The following is an 18,741-nucleotide window of genomic DNA, read 5'->3' on the forward strand; positions in this document are numbered from 1 at the left end:
TGCTACACCACCTTTATACAAGCTAGATAATTATTTTTTCGATCGGTCCATCTTCCGTTTGTCGTTTTTATCATTTTCATCATCGCCCCCTCTTATCATTTCGAGCGCAATTTTCAACTGCTCATTTTCATAGGTAAGAGCAGCGATTTCTAAAGATTGCTTTCTTAAGGTTCTAGTCATCGCTAACTCTTGTGCTGTTAAATTTTCCATCGTTCATCTCCTAAACTTTATATACATCATCTTTAGCCGCCCAAGCGATTTGCCATCTACCAATATAAAGCTCATAGTAGCCGTAACGTTGATGTGACCATGGTCTGATTCGTGCAACAGTAAACGTGCCGTTCTTAATCGGTTGACCGCTACTACTATATGTTGGTATTCTGACTGCTTGGTCATCGTTATTGTAGTAATAAGTTGCAGATGATTTAAATTTGACTCGGTCTCCCACGCTAATCGTTTCAGAATAATTCGGTGTAGGGTTCGGCGTTGGCCTATATGGCTCTGGTTCAGGGCTAGGTGTATAGCCTCCTCCGCTCCAACTATTAGATTTATTAGATATCGTTCTGATTTCCGATTTGAGGTAACTAATTTGTCTACTCAAATCAAGGTACTTGTTCCACAACATAGTTGAACTAACTATCTCACCACTGTTGATTGGCATCCAAAAATCACCATCTTCACTGATACCAAAAGCTCTTCCCGTATAAGTATCTTTGATCATGGTGGCATATTGACGACCATCTGAACTCGCTCTTGGGAAAGTACCCGTCTCAAAGCTCCATCCACGGTTTGAATCACCAATATTAAAAGGTGAATGCAGCCTTAGACGACCATCTCCACCTAGTGACAAAGCACGATAGAAAGTTTTGTTTGCTAATGAATAATAAGATAGTGATAGGTATGAATCGGGTTGCGTAGTTAGTGACATAGATTTCATGCCAGCATAGGGTCCACTCTTATCAGTTGCATCTAACGAATGCACCGAGCCTACGTGTGTACCACTCCGCCAAATTTCGATCCCATTCTCAGTAAATTTAGACGAATAGCTCCCACTATTAGTCATCACTTGCATACCGCTCGGATCGATCTTGACCTTAGAATTTTTGCCATTAAACAGTGTTTGAATAAATTGCGCCATATTTCCTGTCAAATTATTAACATCTAGATTAATAATTCTTACGTCCGCCGCATTTAGCGTCCCTGCGGTAATCTTGCTTGCTGAGAGATCACCGATATGAGCATTTTTAATCACACCGTTATTAATATGCGTATCAGCAGTAATTGACAAGTGCTGACCATCAATCAAAATACCTGATTTATCAATTGCAATGGCATTTTTAATCTCACGCCCCGACATCTTCCCGTCGGGCAATTTGTTTTTGAGTGCTAGGTATATGCTGTCACCTGAACTATTAATAATGCTTCGAACATCTCCACGAGTTACACGTAAATCAATTTGATTCTGCAATTGAGTAATCGAGCTTGACATTGATCGACCTAAGTTGCTTATCGAGCTATCAAATCCATCCGCCCGTTGCCTCAATCGATTAATATCACCTTTTGCGTTAGTAACTAATGTTTTTAATTCTTGATCAGTTTCAGTAAGACTTTGCTTAAAACTATTGAGTTGAGCTTCATTGCGAGATTGACGTTGCTCCAAAGCTTGTTTCATTTTATTCGTACGTTTCTCGGATTCTTCGATTTTCTGCTGAGCTATATTATCAAGACTTTCGGTATCTAGAACCTTAATCCAATTCTTGCCATTCCAGATATATAACCGATCATAATTACCGTTTTTTTCAAATTGAACATCCCCGATTTTATGTTCAATATCGTCTGGTGGCTTGCCATACCATATACGATTGCCACGGCTATTTATTAAAGAAGGGATAACTACCTGGTTAATTTTATCCTGTTTATTTTCAAGGTCATTCAATTGATCACTTAAAATGCCGCCCATGGCCGATTTAATGCCACTGCCAATTGTGCCTACTTCGATCGATTCATTTCTATCTAAGAGCACGTTATATTCTACCTGGGTGACTTTTGCTTCTGCATCAATAATGCCTAGGGAAGGATAGTAGATTGGAACTATATCGCAAAGTTCAATTTCTTCTACAACTTTTAAATCCTGATAATCCAAAGTTGTTGAAAGATCAATGTACTTCACCTTGACGTTGATCTTCGGTAACCCGACTCGGTTATTTTTTAAATAACTTTCCGTATACTTTCTTAATTTCTCCTCTGTCGGCTTTTCGTTTTCGCCAAATTTAGAAGAAAGGTCTACAATCTGAACTCTCCTATGAGCATAAGCTTTAATATATTTTCCATCTATATATCTTTCTGGCAACGTCACTATAATCGGGTCTGGCATACCGGACTTACCGTCTTCAACTTGCGGTGTGTAGGAAGCGAAAGGATAGATTGATGTATAAGTGTTTTCTATATCTTCATCTTCTTCTGCCGATAAGATATTCCGACCATACTCTAAAACAGTCGGTACTTTTCGGCCCAGTTGCGAGTGCAGTTTGATTGTTGTATTGTCAAACTCGTATTCGCCACCCCAAGTGTCTAATATAGATCCGCTAACACCACCTAATGCTTCACGAGCGTTGGCAATTTTATCTACTGTCCATTTGGTCGAATTCTCTGTTGTGATATCTGACCAAGTGTTGAACTTAACGCCACCAACCAAGTTATCTGCCCACATAGCCAAAGCAACATCTGCCCCTGATTTAGTGATTGCGACTGAAGGAGCTAAAGCCATTTGTTCAGTTTTATGGCTAATATGTTTAGCATAGATTTTGATTAGTTTATCACTCGATTTATTAATGCGGCTGATCTCGAAAGTTTGATTCTTCGTTCTTACTCCAGCATCCGCTTTGATCTTCATTTCACGTTGAAACAGGTTTGCCATCTCACCTTGAGCTGGATACTCAAGATATAAAGTATAATTGCCGTTTCGTTCCCTTGTCGCAATTGCTTTAGTAGCATTAATCTCTCCAAGTCCATAAGTATCAAACTTGGCTTCATCTGCTTTAAAAAGAATCGGTTTCATACTTTTGACCCCCAAAAAGGCATGATGGTAGCAGAAAAGTCGCCAGTCCAAGTGATTTTATTAGCATCAATATCTAGGTAAGGTTTTACCGATTGCGGTGATCTGATGAACTTATCCCATGCCCCTTGTTTGCCTTGATAGACAGTATTCGATTGCATATCCAAAATAATGCCTCCTTCAATATTCTTTAAATGCGTTTCACGGTCATTTATTTTCAATACGCAGTCACCGTTACCTTTTAGTTTGATGATGGGGTGGGCTAATTCGTTTCCACGCCCTCTAAGGTTCTCGCCATTTTTAAGTGGGCGCTCAATTAAACCATCAACATAGTATTTGATGGGGTGAACTAGGAACGTTACTTGCAGCTTGCCGAAGTTTCTTAGAACTTCTTCAACTTCAAAAGTTTTGATAAAAGCCGCTTTATATTCAAATGCGCTATCCCAAGATAAAAGGAGAGGCTTATACCCCTCCACATTGAGCCAATTGCTGATTTTTTCCTGAACTTCTGTGACTCTAACATCTGATAAAAGTCTAAAAGGGAATGTCTTCTCCACCGCTTTTAGGCGCCTGTTGCTTAGCAAAAGCTCGCCATCTCGGCCAGGCACCACAACCGTCTCAACATCAAATCCTGTCGATTCATGACTGACGTTGTTATATATTCTAAGTCCAAAATCATCACTGCGCTGACCATTGAATTGTATGTAAGCTGTCATTACATTCCTCCTTCCAAATTAACATAATAGGCAAACTCTTTAATCAAACGTTTCATGTTTTCAGGTGTAAAGAAATCATCTGATGTGCTGCTGTTGGCGTTTAATGTGTAATTTTGATAGTAAGTAGAATTATTCGAAGAACCACCTAATACTGCCCTATTACCATTAATTAAGCCAAATTTACTTTTCACTCTGTTTGATCCACCACCGATTAAGTCTTCAGCTTTCATTTTATACTTGCTCATTGAACTGATCATGCTTTCCATCGCTTCGTTTGAATACTTTGTGTTCTTGTCGATCCCCATAGCCACCCCACGAGGAATAAACTTACCAACTGTATTAGCAAATAATCGTGACGGCGAGCGAATCATCGCTCTTGCTCTTGCTGCTCGGTTTGCTTGAGCCACCATCGCATTAGCTGCAGCTGTGATCGCTCCTAAGGCACTATACATTCCTTGAGCTAGGCCGTTACCTATCTGAGCACCGATACTTCTAAATGTTCCAATTGATCCACGGGCAGCATTCGCCGCCGAGTTTGTACAAGACCGCATAGCATTGGCACAAGCGCCACTCTTGCTTTTAATAGAAGATACGAATTGGCTCATACCACTTCTAGCTGAAGACAATATTTGAGTGAAACCGCTGCTAACTGCTTGCTTAATGGAGCTCATCGAATTAGTAAATGTTGATTTCACGCTATTTAGATTGCTATTAACTACAGATTTGATTGAAGACATAATTGTTGTAAAGCTTGTAGATAAAGCTGATAAGATTGAACTTGCCCCAGTAGAAATAGCGCTCATTGCTGATGTAAATGATGTATTAAAAGATTGAACGGCAGTAGTGCTCATTGCTAATGCAGAATCTAAACCGCTAAGTGAAGTCTTAACCTGCTCCATCCCCATCGCAAAAGCTGACACACCACTTATGTTACCTAAAGCAGTACCGACTGCAGTCAAACCGCTTGCTATCGTATCTAGTGATGGGAATCCAGTTAACGCTGATTTAAGTGCGGTAAAGTCTGTAGCAATCGCCGATACAAGACAGATCGATCCCAACGCATTTCCAATTTGCTGTAAACCAGTACCAATCTTAGCCGTATCGATTAGGGCTAACCCGCCAAGTGGTACGACCATCGAAGCGAAGCCCGCACCGATCCCAAGTAAGTTTGCACCTGATAAACCTTTACATGAATCAGCAATCATTTTGAAAGCTTCCGCAACCTCTTTAGCAGTATCCCCTATTTCATCGATTACGCCACGAACTGAGTCAATCATATTCGCAATTGAATTGTTGACCTTCTCGATTGACTCGCCAACTTTAAGCGCCATATCGCCAAATGATTCTATGACTCGACTTGCACCTTCTGCGATACTCGTTACTAAACGACTTATCGCATCAATGATTTGACTTACACCTGAAGAAACCGCAGACACCACTTGGCTAATTGCCCCTGCAACTTGCCCTGCTAGGCGACCGAATGCATTAAGGATTTGATCCACATTTCGCCCAATCGCATCAACTAACGGCACGAGAGCGCTGATGATTTGAGAAACACCATTAGCTATGGCTGAGATGATTTGAGACATCGCTGTGCCGATGGACGAAACTAGGTTATTGAAAGCTTGAATGATTAAAGGCAATTGCGTGATGAAAGCCGTCACCATCCGCTCGATATAAGGCATTAATGGCTCCAGCGAAGGGATAATCATGGCAATTGCTTCTCCGATTGCTCTTGACACTGCCGTAAAGCCTTCAGCAAGAGCAGTTATAACAGTGCTCAAAGCATCCCCAAGAGCTGATACTACCGTTGCTATGGCATCGCCAAAAGCAGTTAAAATCGTCTTTACCCCTTCAGCTTGAGTAGCTAATAACGCCAAGGACGCTACCACTAAGGCAATTGCTCCTGCAAGCGCCAATACTCCAGCAGGGTTTATTAGTTGAGTCATTTCCCCGAAACCTTGTAAAACAGTAGATAAGCCTTTACCTAGCCCTTGGAAGGCCGTCGACAAGCCTTGTCCAAGGCCAGTGAACGCTGTTTTAAGGCCTTCCCCTGCTGATTTAATCACGTCAGTGATCCCTTTAAACACATTGATTAATATAGATTGGGGTTGCTTTGCAGATCCCGTCAATTTAGAAAGCCCATCCTTCACTGGATTAAATCCATCAAATAAAGATTTGATCTTCATAGCTGTTTTTAAGCCTTTAAAAGCGATGACTAACCCAGCTATGGCTTTGGCTACTCCTTGAATAGTGCCTGGCTTAAGCCCCTTAACAAAGTCAGCAACTCCCTTAACGGCATTCGCCATTGACTTGGCTACATTACCAACCGTCTTACCAACATCTCTAAAACTAGCATTAGCAGGTTTAAAAGCGCTAAGCACATGCTTGACTGCCTCTCCGACCGATTTCATTGAAGAGCTAAAAGCTTGGAACGCCCCTGAAGCCTTGAAGCCCTTTAGAAAGTCACCGAACGCTTTTGAAGCCTGTCTAGCGAATGACTGAATTTTCTTAGCTGCGCTATCAATTCCCTTGACGAGCGGTTTAAAGTCAACCTTTTCGAGCCGATCTGCAATACCACTAATTGCTTTAATACCGATACTATCTAGTTGTTCGAAAGCGGGTTGCAACTTATTAGCTAGCGTTTCTTTTAGCCCATCCATTGCTTCGCCAGTTGTTTTGAACGTTGTAGCCATTTTTGAAAAGTGCTCATTAGTTCCTACTTCGGCCAACGCTTTCGCAAAGTCTTTTGATTTGATCTCTCCATCTTGAATCTTTCGAACCAAGTCATCTGCCGACATGCCCATTTGTTTAGCGACCGCCGCCATACCTGCGGGGGACTGCTCTAGCATCAACTTAAAGTCCTGCCAGCTCATTTTTGGCTTCGTCAAAGCTTGTGTCATTTGCTGGCTCAGTGTTTTCATCGCTTGCTTAGGATTATCGGATGAAGCCGCAATACCGCCCATCCCTTTAACAAGCTGTTCAGCATTTTTAGTTCCGATTGCAGCCATTTGGGAGTAGGTCTTAGCCATATCTGAAGCTGAATAGATCGATTGTTGAGCAAATTGTTGTAATGAACCTTTTACTTTGTTAATCTCTCCGCTTGATTTCCCGATCATCCGCATGTTGCCATCAAATGTTTTCCAAGCAACCGAAGACTCAACTAATTCACCAGTCATTGACCGCACGCCGTTTGAAATCATACCGATCCCTTTCTGAATCCCTGCCGACAATAAGTTAGCGCCAAGCAGTTTTCCAAAAAGCCCGCCTTTCCCACCGCTATTGCCTAGTTGTTCAAAGGCGCTTTTGATTTTCCCAATCCCAGACTTAGCTTCGCTTGTGTTCAGCTTCGTTTCAATTGTGACTGTTCCGTCTGCCATTATTCCTCACCTCCTATAATCGATAAATTTCTTGTTGCTTGCGCATTTGTTTCTTATATTCTGAACTATCGCCCTTGGATGGTTTCCACGCTCTAATCCGCAACACTTCCATGAATTTCGTGTCCGATGGCAAACTTACAAGTAGCGCATTGAATTTATACCAATGTAGCTTGCCTTGCTCCTCGAACAAATCAATCCCGTACGCTTGCAGAAAGCTAGCGTAGATGTATTCGCCATCTTTCATTATGTCGTACAACGGTTGATCATCGTCTTCTTCATCGGATTGAGCCTTACTCTTTTCGATGATCTCTTTAGGTATGATGTTTCCCTTAATATCCCTAACAACTTGCTCGTCTTCGTTGTCAAACGCAATAAATTGTTCGAACAAATCCTCACAAACGGCATCCATCTCTTCAATGGACAATGACTTGCTAACGTCATCTCCAAGCAACAAAAAAAGAGCTGTGCGAAGCTTTGACAAGTCATCTAGATCTTTATCTCTCATTAGTTCCAAGACCTTGAGAACAACGTTATAAGCTAAATTTAAGGTATATACTTGATCAACGACTATGTAAGTGTCTGGTAACTTTCGTGAAATATCCATGGGCTTTAATCTTCAATGTATTTCTTCAACTTATCCGCATTGATTTGTTCGTGGTATTCTTCTGAAATTCCCTCGAATGTTTGGACAAAATAATTGATAACCATCGTAACGGATTGACCTGCAAATTGGTAAATCTTATCGAATGTGCCTTCCCCAAAGGATTCGTCCCACGCTTTGGTAGCCATGAACTTAAGGGCTTCTAGCGTCTCGCTAACGTTTTCTTCCGTAGTTATGCTTTCAAGGCGTTTAGATTCTTTGGATAACTCTTTTTGAAGCTTATCCAATCGTGACAAATTATCGTCATTTGCCACGAATTCAAGTTGAAAATCCCCAAAATCAATCGGGATGACATTGCTTCGCTTCTCAAATTTAATTACTCTTGCCATTTATTCGGCCTCCTTTTAAATCAATAAAAAAGGGAGGGTTACCCCTCCCGCTACATATTAAACGCCAGCAACAACTGCAGACTCTTTCGGTGTTTCAACGTATTTGATCGTGCATCCAAAGCTTTCGTCTTCGGTTGCTTCACCCGATCCGTCATTGATACTCGAAACGTTGGCACGGCCTACCCATTGCTTCTTACCATTTGAAGATACGACTTTATGCCATACACGGCGCCCTTCGCCTGTTTTAAACTTCATACCACAAATAAGGTTTTGTGCAGGGTCTTCATGGTCACGATAACCTTCGAAGGTATAACCTGCTGCAAAAGTCTTAACAAATTCTTCAGGCGTTCCATCACCATCGTAGAATCCTTCTGATTCAGATTCTTCTTCGTCTTCTGTTTCAACGTTTGAAATGTATTTAGCTAATTCTAGCCATTCTGTTGGTTCTTTCGTTGGATTTTCTTTGCTGATCTCAGCAATAAAATGCCCACGTAATGCGTTTTTTAGTCTTGCCATTAACTATTACCTCCAATTTCTAAATGTGCCTCAATTTGTAATAAATAAACATAAAAACCCTGCTCATCCACTCCTTCAAGAAACGGCTTAGAAAGCGTCATACTCAAGAATTGGTATGACCCGTTACCGCTTGGTATATCGAGGTTGAATTGAGACAAGGCTTCGTTAATCATCCACAGAACCCTGTTCCCTTTCTCATTATCTTTCGTCTTAATAGCAAATTGATAAGGTAACCGCACTTCTTGAGTGCCATCCATGAACGTTTTATCAACTTTCCCGCCAGGTAGAGTAAAGATAACGAGATCTTCATCGTGAGTGAGAAAGTCAATACGTGCTGTGATTGGTAGCTTAAGATCATTGATAAATCTCAATAACTGAATTTGAAAATCATTTGTCATCATTGAATCCCCATCGCTTTTATTGCGACTACTCCCCATTCTCTAACGGTTCCTTTGGGCACTCTCTTGTCCCATCGTTTTCCCGTTCCAGGTGTGGTGTACTTTCTGAATACTACAATGCCATTCGTTCCGTAGAAGTGAGCTCGCCCATAAGGCCCTGGATAAATAACTTCCCCAGGCTTTGCATGAGCGCCTGACCTTAGTCTACCGCTTCTCATTGGTACGAATTGTTCCATGTCCATCATGGCTTGATTGGCCATTGCTAATTCGCCCTTCTTCAAGGACGCTTCACTGAATTTACGATCTAAAACAGAAAAATTAACATTGACATTCACTGAGAACGTTGCACCGACAGACATTAAACCACCTCGATTTCATAGCCTATCTGCTTCTTAAACAAGCTGATAGGAATTAAACCGACAACTCGATAGGATCGATTCCCATCAGTTAAACGACCGTCGATGTAGCTTTCATCCGGCAACACTGGACAGAACTTTGTGTATACAAAGACAATGCCAGGCTTTCGTTCGATTTCATCCTTAGCATTCTGTGTGTTATGTTTGAGTGTGGTTGATCGATCGAAGCGAACAGGAGAAAGGCTCAGCTTATCTCCATAAGCTTCCTTCCCCCATTCATCCCGCCCGATTACTTTTTCGATGGTGACTGAATCAATCAATAAGCGTTTATCGATCATAGTCCACCCCGCAATAGCCAAAGCCGACACTATCTAACAACGCTAGTGCATCCAGGCATAAGCCGAATGATGGCCTACTTGTCGCGCTTTTTTGACCTGCTCCATAAGAAACGGATGTCCGACCAATTGAAATACTAGTTAAATTCTGCTTGTCTTCTGCGGTAGTTATACCTGTTTCGCTCATATACGAAATTTGTAATGCCACCGCTTGCTTGACTGCTTTCTTTCTCATTTCATGGTCATCATCGAAATCGATAAAGCTATATAAGCTTTTAGTGTATAAATCAATCATGACACTTGCCCGATTGTTTAATTTTTCAAAATCTTCGACTGGTTCAAATCCCATTTTGGAATACTCTGCTTCTGTTAAATACAAACGCTATCCTCTCCCCTCTTGATATACAAAGGCTAGTCACTCACTAGCTGAGAGATAGTGGATCACCGCCTTATTCTTTTGATGTCTCCTTGACTTCTGCTTCGGAACTTTCAGCTTCTTTTGAATCATCCAAGCGTTCTAGAAAGAGTTGCCCATGCAACTCTTTCGCTTGCTCGTTGATGACATCCGCAACGGATACCTTCATCTCGATTTTTTGATCTGCTTTATAAGTTTTGCCGTTATTTTCAGTGCTAAACGTTGTTAACACTTTATACTTCGCCATTTATATCAGCTCCTTATGCACCTGGAACGGTTGGCGTGCCCGTTACCTTGACGATCGCTTTCTTGTTATCCTCTAAGACAAATTGGCCACCCTTAGCAGCCGCTTGAAGGATCACACCATCGAAATCCACGGCTGGAATTGTTCGTGCGGTACTGATACCAACGAATGGAATAATCAATCCGTTAGGCATAATTAACGCTTGTGTGTCTTGTGCGAAATATTGAGATGGTACACGTTGTAAAGCGATATCTTTGTAGTAAGCTAAGCCGTTCTTGTCAATGTTGACTGAAGACCCTTTACCTTTGCTAACTTGTGCCATATCTACAATAGCGTTATACACGTCAGAACGGACATAAGCCGTTAAAGGTGCGGTCACTTCTAGGTCAATAAAGTAAGTATTAATCTTGTTGAACAAGGCGTTAATCGCTTTATCAGTCAATTCTGATAAGGTTTCTGAATGCCCTGCAACCTTAGATGCATACGCACCGATTCGTTTATTCATTGCCCGTGTTTGTGCTTCAGATTGTAAACGTAAACGGTCTGCGATCGTTGCGTTTAGATCATTATTAACCGTGTAGCGGTCAATCCCTTCATTGATTGCCAAAGTGTAATCGTACTCTACATCCGTGTCTTGATAAATGACCTCAGTCATTTGGCCAAAACGTGATGAATTAGACGTTCCAGTGCCAAATGCAATATTAGCATCTGTTTTGTATTCCCCAACCACTACTGGCGTGTTATTGGTCTTTACACTAAATGCGGTTGCATTGTTTTGCACACCATCTAAGATTTGGATCGGTGAGATTGCCCCTTGGAATGCATTCGTAGCGGTAAAGACTGTTTGTAGTAGCCCTTTATATTGTTTTTCATAGCGACGTACTGGTAAGTTATTGTTTTCTCCTGCCATTAGATAGGCCTCCTTTAAATTTATTTATACATGTTCATTGCTGCTTCGAAAGGATCTTCCTTACTTTCTCCATTAGCTGACGGATTACCACCCACAACGATAGACGGCGCCTTGTCATCGGGTTCTTCTTCAGTCTGCTTTTGAAATAGGTAAGGCTTGTTCTCTTTCAACGACTTGATCGTGTCATCAAGCTGTGGCTTGCCGTCTTCATCAAATTGAACCTTATCCATATCGATAAGACTAAACAGAATATCACTGTCGACCGTGTCAGTGTCTTTTAAAGCCAATTGAACCGCAAAGGTTTGCTTATCGGCTAAGCGTTGTGCTTCGTGTTCCTTGTCTTTATCAGCCAACTGAGCTTGTAATTGAGCGATGGTATCTTTTGCCTCTTGTGCAGTCGTTTCATTGTTCTTCAGCTCCTCAATGGTTTGATTCACTTCTTGCAACTGATTACGTAGCGAATCATTTTCGGATTTCAAATCTGATTCGCCTTGCGCTTTAGCACTCCCAATGGCACGACTATAAGCGTCCATGATCTCATCGATCTTAGCGTCTTCAGTGACTCCTGCTTCTTTCAGCATTGCTCTTGTAACACTCATCTTATCTACTCCTTTAACGTCCAGTGGACAATGTAGCAGTTAAAGCTTGCTCAGGCTTTGTTGGTGGGCATTTTAACGACTGAACCCAAGTCCGTGAATAGTTTAATGCCATACTCAGGGCAAAATAAAAAGCCGTATCGCTACGACTTAAAAACTAACTTAAACTATACAATCTACCGATATCACTCGGCTTGTGACCGTCATAAACTGGTGCTTTTTCGATCTCTGGTACCCTAAAATGTAACCAGTATTTCATCTTATAATGATAAGTGTACTGCCCCTCAGGTGTATTGATACCACAGATAAAACACCCATCGAACATCGTACCATCATGATGTTGCTTAGACTTCCATGATATTTCGGGATAAGCATTTAGAATGGTTGAAAATAGCACCATTCTATGAAGATAAAGCTCATCGAAAGTGTGATACCCATCCGATATACCTTTTCTCGAGATGCCTTTATCTCGCATCTCTGCTAATTCCTTGTTAATTTCTTCCACGGTTCTCATTTTTTAACTCCTAACGACTTAATTACTCTTAACTTACTCTGAACTACTCCGAAATCGTGTGAATTTACGTGAGAAAATTGCACGATTTGCTCACGATTATTTACAATCCGTTTCACTTATAGATTAAATGCGCTACTCCTAAAATAACTAAAACGATAGCCATGAAGGCTAGCCAAATCCAAACTGGCAATAGCACTAACCACCATGACCAATTAATCACTCCGAACAGCTTGGCTGCAATCAACAATAATGCTAGCCATGACATAAAGCCCATACCATTGCTATTGTTATTCGATTCCATCCTATCACCTCCTGAAAAACTGCATAAAAATAGCACCTAACTCGATTGTTAAGTGCTAATCTTCAAATTCTACTCGTTCGACATCTTTTTCAAGGACTAAACGTCCGACTGACTCATCGCCGTTTACATCAAGTACAAAACCGTCTCCAATGTCGTTATCTTCAATATCATCAAAATCTAAAAACTTTCCCGTTTCTGTAGTTCCATCTTTCATTCTCAGAATAATCTTTTTGCCTAGATATCTTTTAGAATAATAATCATACGCTCTAACCATTTGTTCACCTCTTTTTATTAGGAACTCCATGTAATCCTTGCTTGCCTTGATGGACTTTGATTCTATCGGCTTTTTCAGGTCTTTCATTCGGAATTAAAACATCTCCATCGAAATCACCTACATCTATATATTGATAATCATTAAAAATACTTTTCATATTAATCTTATTCAACATATATCTGTGAAGTTCAGTTTCAGAAACATTCCTAAAATAGCTAGGCGGAGTTTTCCCCTTGTTTAAATCTCTTTCAACACGTTCCTTATAGTCTTCAGTTTCGTAAATATGCTGCATTTGCTTACTTATCTTCAGCTGTAGCCTCTTGCCTAACTCTTCATTTTCCGCCATGACTTTTCTAATCCGCTTCAAATCGTGGCTTGTTAGATCTCTGTACTGATCCTTAGAAAGCTTTTGAGTTAATCTCTCGTTAAATTGATTATACTCTTCTTCAATGGCTTTTCCCATACGTTGCTTAACGCCACTATAGCTTTCTTGATTCTTATAATAAAGCTCACGCTCTTTCTTACGAATTAGGAAGTCATTCCCCCTCACCAACTTCGTAAGCCCCGACTCTAGAGTCTTGAGCTTGAGCTGTGACTTTTGAATCTGTTCAGTATCTTTCAACTCTTTAGCCACGGCCAAGCGCTCTTTCTCTTTGCGAATGTTCCGCTCATAGGCACGTTGCACTTGTTGCGTTCTAGCGTTCTCTTCCGCCTGTTCGGGGGTTAGATTCTTCAGATAATCGGGCAACTCTGGTTTATAATTTGCCCCGACTACAAAAGGTGTCATCATATGGCCACAATTAATCCCCATACAGCCCCCAGGAGAGCCGTAACCATAATCGTTGAGTGAATAGACCTGTGTGCCATCTTCAGCTCTGAATGCCTCGCCCTTGGTCACAATTTGGTGTTGCAAAGGCGCACACATCTCACGAGCAGTTGCCTTCATCGAATAATAAAAGGTGTCAATCCCAAGATCTTCCGCAGGTCGTTCTCGCATCTCACGGTATACACTGTAAGTCGTTGACTTAATAATCGTCCGTGCATAAACATCCGCTTGCCACCTTCTGCCGCCTCTATCTGTAAAGCCATAAAAGCCACGATCAAACCACTTAAAAATGGTATCATTTAGGGCTTGTTGAGCCGACTTCGTACCAGTGGCCACCTCAGCAACCGTCTGAGTAACAACGTCTTCATACATTGCCCTTGTTTCTTTGGGCAGGCTTGTGTTAATCATATTATCAACTTCTCTGAACGTTTGATCCGAATAAGCCTTTAAAGCTCTTTGCACCTCGTAATGATCCGCCGTAGTACCGCCGCGCTTCAAATCCTCGGCTAACTGGTCATAGGTATTTTGATAGACTTTGAAGCCTTCGTTTTCAATAACGTTTCTTAACTCTTTTTCCGCCACTTGGCTATATTTCAAAATCAGCTGAATATTACGCTCATTCAGTAGGTGCATATCATTCAACTTCTCCAACTGCCAAATATAAGGATTTCGTACTAAATCAGCGGTGCCACGTCTTGTCAATCTTCGCACCGTTCGCAAGAATAAATCCGTCTGCAATTGATGGTAAATATCAGCGACTTTATCGCCCGCTAAAAAATACTGTTCTGCATTGTACTCTAATTGATCATGGTCAAGTCTTCGTTTCATGGCCTACTCACCATATACCTCGGTATCAAACTGACTGCGGTTACGATTCATCGTTTCTTCCGACTCACGATCGATTTCGTTAGCTAAAGCTTTTGCTTGCTCCTCAGTCATACCTAACGCTTTCTCGATCGCATACCGCTTAGGAACCAGTCCAGCTGCTAAAGCCTTGCTCCAATAATCAAGTTGAGCGTTCTTATCGGTGAAAATACCGTCATCCAAACTAATCGTTATTTCATCAAGTGATGGAATTTCACCGTTGTATAAGCCGGTTGCTTTAGCAAGCTCGCAAATCGATACAATCAATTCGCTAATCGAATGCTCGACCAATGACACAACAGAATTTCGCAGTTGGTAGGTGTCTGAATTTTCAGATACAACCTCAGTTGCCGTCTTCATGGACTTACCGTCAAAGGTGAACATGCCTGCCGACACACCAATTTGCATTTCGAACAGCCGTAAGCCTTCATTAATTGCAGCAATGTAAGAATCCGACCGAATATCTGTCGTAAGATCATGGATTCCAACCGACTTATCATCGGCACCACTATCTAACTGAACGAACACGTTCTGATCGGGATCAAAGTGTTGTTTTATGATCACTTTATCGCCATTCTTGTCGAAGAACGTTCGCACCGTTTGAGCGGGAACTGCTACACGCCGTTGACCCATCTTCACTTCCCAAGCGAACTCGTCATAGGTCGTATTGATAAAATCAATTGTGGTCTTGGCATTATCAAAGATAGATAGCCCCAGAGAGCTGTTAATATCCTTGTTATTCATGCCAGGAGTCCGTAAATAAGTGAATAGCGGTCTAGATAAGTTGTTGAATGTTACGACTTCTTCCAATCCTTCGTAAACATCTGATAATGGCACTCTGCCACCTAACTGATCCTTACGCTCCGACATATAAAGCTCATTGCTTATCTTATATTGACCATCAGCTAGCCACTCATGCACCTCTAGCAAGGTGTAATACTTGATAGTGCTTCGGCCTGACTTGACCGACTTAATAGCGATCACTGCACTTGAAACATCTTGAGTGTTAGCCTGAGAAGGAAAGAATACAGGCGCTTGGATAAACGCCACTCGAATTCGTTCGCCATCAACATAAGGACGCATCGCCATACCACCAAGGGCTAGCGCAGATTCTAAATAACGCTCAAAATTCTTGTTAAACCGATCCTGCTTCAAAATCTCATTAACAAACTTACTCGCCACTTCATTATCAATCTTGAACTCTGCTTGCTCGTTGTAAATCAGTCCTGCGATCTTCTTACAAGCCGTCCGAGCAATCGGCAAATGTTTCACCTCTCGCTCTCTTAATTGATAATCGGTATTTGTATAGTTTGCTTTGCCATTGCGTGATTCATAATAGCTCAAGTTTTCTTGAATTCTTGCATACTCTTCTTTGGATACCGCAACTTTCTCATGGTCTAAAATGCTTTTGACTGGGTTCATCAATCCCTTCCCCCTTGTAAACCAATTTTTGATGGTGCTAATCACCCCATTAGTGATCCCCCCTAAACTTTCAGATCGAGCAAACGTGCATTATCTAATATCAAATACTGGAAAGCGTCCACCGAGTGATCGTCCTCCTTAATGACTTTCGGCTCTTCTGAATTTAGTGTCTTTTCGTCATAACGATACATTTTGTGTTCTTCGTAAAATATCTTGTTATTCTCAGTGTTGAGATAATAAAAACGCCCTTCAGCCAATAAACTTAGGACGTGATCAATCATTGTTTGTTTCTTCTTCTTTGCCACTGGATGCCATACTTCGCCATAATCTAGCTTGTACTGATTGCGTAAAGCACCTTCCGCCGAGTCAATGGTCATCTGCAACTTAGGGACGCCCTTGTAGCGGTACATAATGCCGTCGACAAAGTCATGAACTAATACAGATAGCTGACTAGGTGCGAGCTTATCCGCCTTGCCAGACGGGCTATAATAAAGCGTATCAAGCAAGATAAGTTTCCCCTTTGCAGTGACGCCACAAGCCACACAAGCCGTTGCTGATTGTTGGTGCCCAGTATCAAGCCCAAAGGCAATTCCAATTAGCTTATCATCTGTCGGCAATTCCTCAATCATTTGAAAGTGATTCATATTGTAAATGTGCGTACCGAGACCGATAACCTCTCCAAGATACATCCAGCGATAATAATCGGGATCCGTTTCTTTATAACCTTCCACTTTTTTAATCATTTGATGACCTAAAAAGCCATATTTATCATCAAGGTAAGTTGAATGGTGCACGAGATAATCGGGATCTGCTTCCTTCTCAGCCACCCATTGATTAATCCAATCGTATGGATTCTTTGGTGGGTTATAAGAGTAATAGACTTTGACGGGTTTTCCTGTGGGCAAGTCTACCCGTAGGAAAGTATCTTCCACCACGTCAATGTCTTCTCTACCTGAAAATTCAGCTAATTCCTCATACCATAAAGCATGAATATAGCCTTGCGCTATCTTGAAACCTTTTAGTTTCATCGGGTCATCAACACCTGAAAAGTAAAAAGCGGTTTGTGTTCGCTTATGAACGATCTTTAACGGACTTGTATAAAATCTAAATTGCTTATCTACTCCTAATGTGTAGATCGCCCACTTGATTTGTTCATAAACGGATGTTGATAAATACTTACCCACTTTTCTCAAGCAAAGTACATTCGCTTGAGGATCATCTAAAAACTCCAATACCAACTGAAGGCTAATCACAGATGACTTGGTAGAAGCCCGCCCACCTTTCAAAACAACATAAGGCCGATCAGTAAAAAGTACCTCATCAAATGATGGATTAATCAGCTTCGCTATGTTCAGCATCTGCTTCACCTCGATTGAATGTGAATCCGATTGGTTGAGTTGTGTCTTCCTCTTCGGCTAGTTGGGCTTTTAGTTTTTCGATTTCGAGTTTCATTTTTTCGCTTTCTGCAGACGTTGGATAACGCTTCATCAATTCGCTTCCCGCTCGAATGACCTCTTTAATTGCTGGGGGTTGCTTAAGCTCTACGACTCCACCTGTTAGTGGACTAATTTCTTGTTTAATCTCAAAACGCTCTCCCCTCAAAATTGCTGTGAAGACTTGTAAGACTTCATCGGCTTTAGCGATTTTGTTATTATTTATTTCTTCAAGGCGAGAATCAATATATTTTTTCAGGTTATGATTTGTAAGTAGTTTTGAAGCATTAGCTTTGGCGGTATTTTCGCTTTTCCATGAATAGCCTGCTTTTTTATATGCATCTGTCGCATTTCCACTGATGATGTACTCATCAGCAAACTTCTTCTGTTTAATTGTTAACTTACCAATGAATACCACCACCTTTATGTCTGTTTTCCGATTGTTGGCTATAAGATCTAGCTTTTCTTGTTCTTTTTCTATCAAATTTGGTCTAATTTAACCATCAAGGCCCCTCCTGCACTTGGGTTGGATCATTTATACCAGGGGGCTATTAATGACCTCCTGGGGTATAAATAAATAGACCGCCTAAAAAGGTGGCCTAGGGTATAAAAAAACCACACCAACAAATTGTGGCGTGGCTATAAATTGAAAATGTGGTTGTGGCAAATGACAAAAAGAATTTACACTCTTTATACATCTTTCGACACTACCATAATAACATGACTTTTAGTGGCTTTTAATGGCTTTCTACCTGAAGCTGTTTTCGAAGTGCTTCCTGCAAGGTTTGACTGAAATTAATTTTCTTCTCCTTTGCCATCACTTCCATCCATTTCGGAAGGGTCACCATCTTATTAACCGAAGTGTTTTCTTCATACAAGCGAGCATAGTAGGTATCAACCGGTATATACTGCAAGAAGTCCTCGTCACTTTCCAAGAGTCCCTTTAACTCAGATAGGCTTCGAGGGGTATTAATTTTTTTATCCATATCTTCTAAAGTTAACAACATCTCTTCTAAAGCGCCTTTTACTTGCTCAATAGCTCCATCGATGCCGTTCCCTTCTGTTACTACCCCAGGGACATCAGGAACCGTCACTGTATAAATATTTGATTCAGGCTCCTCACTTTTTTTAAACAAGGCAACAAAATTATACTTAGCCATTTTTATTCCTCCTAATTTTGAAGCAAGATTTTAATT

The 18,741-nt window shown here is 41.2% G+C and carries 22 protein-coding genes; all 22 read right to left on the reverse strand.

Annotated features, from left to right (window positions below):
* Positions 1–30 precede the first annotated feature (30 nt).
* Positions 31–210, reverse strand: a complete 180-nt coding sequence (locus D3H64_RS06015) for a hypothetical protein (RefSeq protein ID WP_121565373.1) — start codon at positions 208–210, stop codon at positions 31–33.
* Between the two features lie 10 nt (positions 211–220).
* Positions 221–3,058: a phage tail spike protein gene (locus D3H64_RS06020; protein WP_121565374.1), complete on the reverse strand. Its 2,838-nt coding sequence runs from the start codon at positions 3,056–3,058 to the stop codon at positions 221–223.
* On the reverse strand, positions 3,055–3,771 hold the full coding sequence (locus D3H64_RS06025) for a phage tail family protein (RefSeq protein ID WP_121565375.1): 717 nt from the start codon (positions 3,769–3,771) through the stop codon (positions 3,055–3,057). The genes D3H64_RS06020 and D3H64_RS06025 overlap by 4 nt, the downstream gene beginning before the upstream one ends.
* Positions 3,771–6,950, reverse strand: coding sequence for a tape measure protein (locus tag D3H64_RS06030; RefSeq protein WP_233554905.1), 3,180 nt, complete (start codon positions 6,948–6,950; stop codon positions 3,771–3,773). The genes D3H64_RS06025 and D3H64_RS06030 overlap by 1 nt, the downstream gene beginning before the upstream one ends.
* A gap of 214 nt (positions 6,951–7,164) precedes the next feature.
* Positions 7,165–7,755: a Gp15 family bacteriophage protein gene (locus D3H64_RS06035; protein ID WP_121565377.1), complete on the reverse strand. Its 591-nt coding sequence runs from the start codon at positions 7,753–7,755 to the stop codon at positions 7,165–7,167.
* 5 nt (positions 7,756–7,760) lie between these two features.
* Positions 7,761–8,141, reverse strand: a complete 381-nt coding sequence (locus D3H64_RS06040) for a hypothetical protein (RefSeq protein ID WP_121565378.1) — start codon at positions 8,139–8,141, stop codon at positions 7,761–7,763.
* Between the two features lie 57 nt (positions 8,142–8,198).
* Positions 8,199–8,657, reverse strand: a complete 459-nt coding sequence (locus tag D3H64_RS06045; RefSeq protein WP_121565379.1) for a phage tail tube protein — start codon at positions 8,655–8,657, stop codon at positions 8,199–8,201.
* Positions 8,657–9,055, reverse strand: coding sequence for a minor capsid protein (locus tag D3H64_RS06050; RefSeq protein ID WP_121565380.1), 399 nt, complete (start codon positions 9,053–9,055; stop codon positions 8,657–8,659). The genes D3H64_RS06045 and D3H64_RS06050 overlap by 1 nt, the downstream gene beginning before the upstream one ends.
* Positions 9,055–9,414, reverse strand: a complete 360-nt coding sequence (locus D3H64_RS06055; RefSeq protein ID WP_121565381.1) for a minor capsid protein — start codon at positions 9,412–9,414, stop codon at positions 9,055–9,057. The genes D3H64_RS06050 and D3H64_RS06055 overlap by 1 nt, the downstream gene beginning before the upstream one ends.
* Entirely contained in the window at positions 9,414–9,749 is a 336-nt protein-coding gene (locus D3H64_RS06060; protein ID WP_121565382.1) for a putative minor capsid protein, read from the reverse strand. Before D3H64_RS06060 ends, D3H64_RS06055 begins: the two co-directional genes overlap by 1 nt.
* On the reverse strand, positions 9,739–10,125 hold the full coding sequence (locus D3H64_RS06065) for a hypothetical protein (RefSeq protein ID WP_233554900.1): 387 nt from the start codon (positions 10,123–10,125) through the stop codon (positions 9,739–9,741). Before D3H64_RS06065 ends, D3H64_RS06060 begins: the two co-directional genes overlap by 11 nt.
* A gap of 70 nt (positions 10,126–10,195) precedes the next feature.
* Positions 10,196–10,408, reverse strand: coding sequence for a hypothetical protein (locus D3H64_RS06070; RefSeq protein WP_121565383.1), 213 nt, complete (start codon positions 10,406–10,408; stop codon positions 10,196–10,198).
* A 13-nt stretch (positions 10,409–10,421) separates the two neighbouring features.
* Positions 10,422–11,315, reverse strand: a complete 894-nt coding sequence (locus D3H64_RS06075) for a phage capsid protein (protein WP_121565384.1) — start codon at positions 11,313–11,315, stop codon at positions 10,422–10,424.
* Positions 11,316–11,335: 20 nt separating this feature from the next.
* Complete coding sequence (locus tag D3H64_RS06080) at positions 11,336–11,914, reverse strand: phage scaffolding protein (RefSeq protein ID WP_121565385.1); 579 nt, start codon at positions 11,912–11,914, stop codon at positions 11,336–11,338.
* Positions 11,915–12,068: 154 nt separating this feature from the next.
* Positions 12,069–12,425, reverse strand: coding sequence for a hypothetical protein (locus D3H64_RS06085; protein ID WP_121565386.1), 357 nt, complete (start codon positions 12,423–12,425; stop codon positions 12,069–12,071).
* A gap of 112 nt (positions 12,426–12,537) precedes the next feature.
* On the reverse strand, positions 12,538–12,726 hold the full coding sequence (locus D3H64_RS06090; RefSeq protein WP_121565387.1) for a hypothetical protein: 189 nt from the start codon (positions 12,724–12,726) through the stop codon (positions 12,538–12,540).
* Positions 12,727–12,781: 55 nt separating this feature from the next.
* Positions 12,782–13,000 (reverse strand): hypothetical protein, encoded by a 219-nt coding sequence (locus D3H64_RS06095; protein ID WP_121565388.1) that lies wholly within the window; start codon positions 12,998–13,000, stop codon positions 12,782–12,784.
* Between the two features lie 4 nt (positions 13,001–13,004).
* Complete coding sequence (locus D3H64_RS06100) at positions 13,005–14,654, reverse strand: phage minor capsid protein (protein ID WP_121565389.1); 1,650 nt, start codon at positions 14,652–14,654, stop codon at positions 13,005–13,007.
* Positions 14,655–14,657: 3 nt separating this feature from the next.
* On the reverse strand, positions 14,658–16,112 hold the full coding sequence (locus tag D3H64_RS06105; RefSeq protein ID WP_121565390.1) for a phage portal protein: 1,455 nt from the start codon (positions 16,110–16,112) through the stop codon (positions 14,658–14,660).
* A 62-nt stretch (positions 16,113–16,174) separates the two neighbouring features.
* Complete coding sequence (locus D3H64_RS06110) at positions 16,175–17,470, reverse strand: PBSX family phage terminase large subunit (protein ID WP_121565391.1); 1,296 nt, start codon at positions 17,468–17,470, stop codon at positions 16,175–16,177.
* Positions 17,445–18,029: a terminase small subunit gene (locus D3H64_RS06115; RefSeq protein ID WP_233554901.1), complete on the reverse strand. Its 585-nt coding sequence runs from the start codon at positions 18,027–18,029 to the stop codon at positions 17,445–17,447. The genes D3H64_RS06110 and D3H64_RS06115 overlap by 26 nt, the downstream gene beginning before the upstream one ends.
* A 253-nt stretch (positions 18,030–18,282) precedes the next feature.
* Complete coding sequence (locus D3H64_RS06120; protein WP_121565392.1) at positions 18,283–18,705, reverse strand: type II toxin-antitoxin system HicB family antitoxin; 423 nt, start codon at positions 18,703–18,705, stop codon at positions 18,283–18,285.
* Between the last annotated feature and the right edge of the window lie 36 nt (positions 18,706–18,741).

The sequence above is a fragment of the Atopobacter sp. AH10 genome, from assembly GCF_003664595.1.
GTDB lineage: Bacteria > Bacillota > Bacilli > Lactobacillales > Aerococcaceae > Atopobacter.

Bases quoted from the DNA above. Each gene is read 5' to 3' on its own strand.
- D3H64_RS06095 (WP_121565388.1), bottom strand. From the start codon at position 13,000: ATGGTTAGAGCGTATGATTATTATTCTAAAAGATATCTAGGCAAAAAG.
- D3H64_RS06120 (WP_121565392.1), bottom strand. From the start codon at position 18,705: ATGGCTAAGTATAATTTTGTTGCCTTGTTTAAAAAAAGTGAGGAGCCT.
- D3H64_RS06015 (WP_121565373.1), bottom strand. From the start codon at position 210: ATGGAAAATTTAACAGCACAAGAGTTAGCGATGACTAGAACCTTAAGA.
- D3H64_RS06100 (WP_121565389.1), bottom strand. From the start codon at position 14,654: ATGAAACGAAGACTTGACCATGATCAATTAGAGTACAATGCAGAACAG.
- D3H64_RS06060 (WP_121565382.1), bottom strand. From the start codon at position 9,749: ATGATCGATAAACGCTTATTGATTGATTCAGTCACCATCGAAAAAGTA.
- D3H64_RS06040 (WP_121565378.1), bottom strand. From the start codon at position 8,141: ATGGCAAGAGTAATTAAATTTGAGAAGCGAAGCAATGTCATCCCGATT.
- D3H64_RS06080 (WP_121565385.1), bottom strand. From the start codon at position 11,914: ATGAGTGTTACAAGAGCAATGCTGAAAGAAGCAGGAGTCACTGAAGAC.
- D3H64_RS06055 (WP_121565381.1), bottom strand. From the start codon at position 9,414: ATGTCTGTCGGTGCAACGTTCTCAGTGAATGTCAATGTTAATTTTTCT.
- D3H64_RS06090 (WP_121565387.1), bottom strand. From the start codon at position 12,726: ATGGAATCGAATAACAATAGCAATGGTATGGGCTTTATGTCATGGCTA.
- D3H64_RS06030 (WP_233554905.1), bottom strand. From the start codon at position 6,950: ATGACTGGTGAATTAGTTGAGTCTTCGGTTGCTTGGAAAACATTTGAT.
- D3H64_RS06070 (WP_121565383.1), bottom strand. From the start codon at position 10,408: ATGGCGAAGTATAAAGTGTTAACAACGTTTAGCACTGAAAATAACGGC.
- D3H64_RS06075 (WP_121565384.1), bottom strand. From the start codon at position 11,315: ATGGCAGGAGAAAACAATAACTTACCAGTACGTCGCTATGAAAAACAA.
- D3H64_RS06085 (WP_121565386.1), bottom strand. From the start codon at position 12,425: ATGAGAACCGTGGAAGAAATTAACAAGGAATTAGCAGAGATGCGAGAT.
- D3H64_RS06025 (WP_121565375.1), bottom strand. From the start codon at position 3,771: ATGACAGCTTACATACAATTCAATGGTCAGCGCAGTGATGATTTTGGA.
- D3H64_RS06035 (WP_121565377.1), bottom strand. From the start codon at position 7,755: ATGGATATTTCACGAAAGTTACCAGACACTTACATAGTCGTTGATCAA.
- D3H64_RS06045 (WP_121565379.1), bottom strand. From the start codon at position 8,657: ATGGCAAGACTAAAAAACGCATTACGTGGGCATTTTATTGCTGAGATC.
- D3H64_RS06050 (WP_121565380.1), bottom strand. From the start codon at position 9,055: ATGACAAATGATTTTCAAATTCAGTTATTGAGATTTATCAATGATCTT.
- D3H64_RS06020 (WP_121565374.1), bottom strand. From the start codon at position 3,058: ATGAAACCGATTCTTTTTAAAGCAGATGAAGCCAAGTTTGATACTTAT.
- D3H64_RS06110 (WP_121565391.1), bottom strand. From the start codon at position 17,470: ATGCTGAACATAGCGAAGCTGATTAATCCATCATTTGATGAGGTACTT.
- D3H64_RS06105 (WP_121565390.1), bottom strand. From the start codon at position 16,112: ATGAACCCAGTCAAAAGCATTTTAGACCATGAGAAAGTTGCGGTATCC.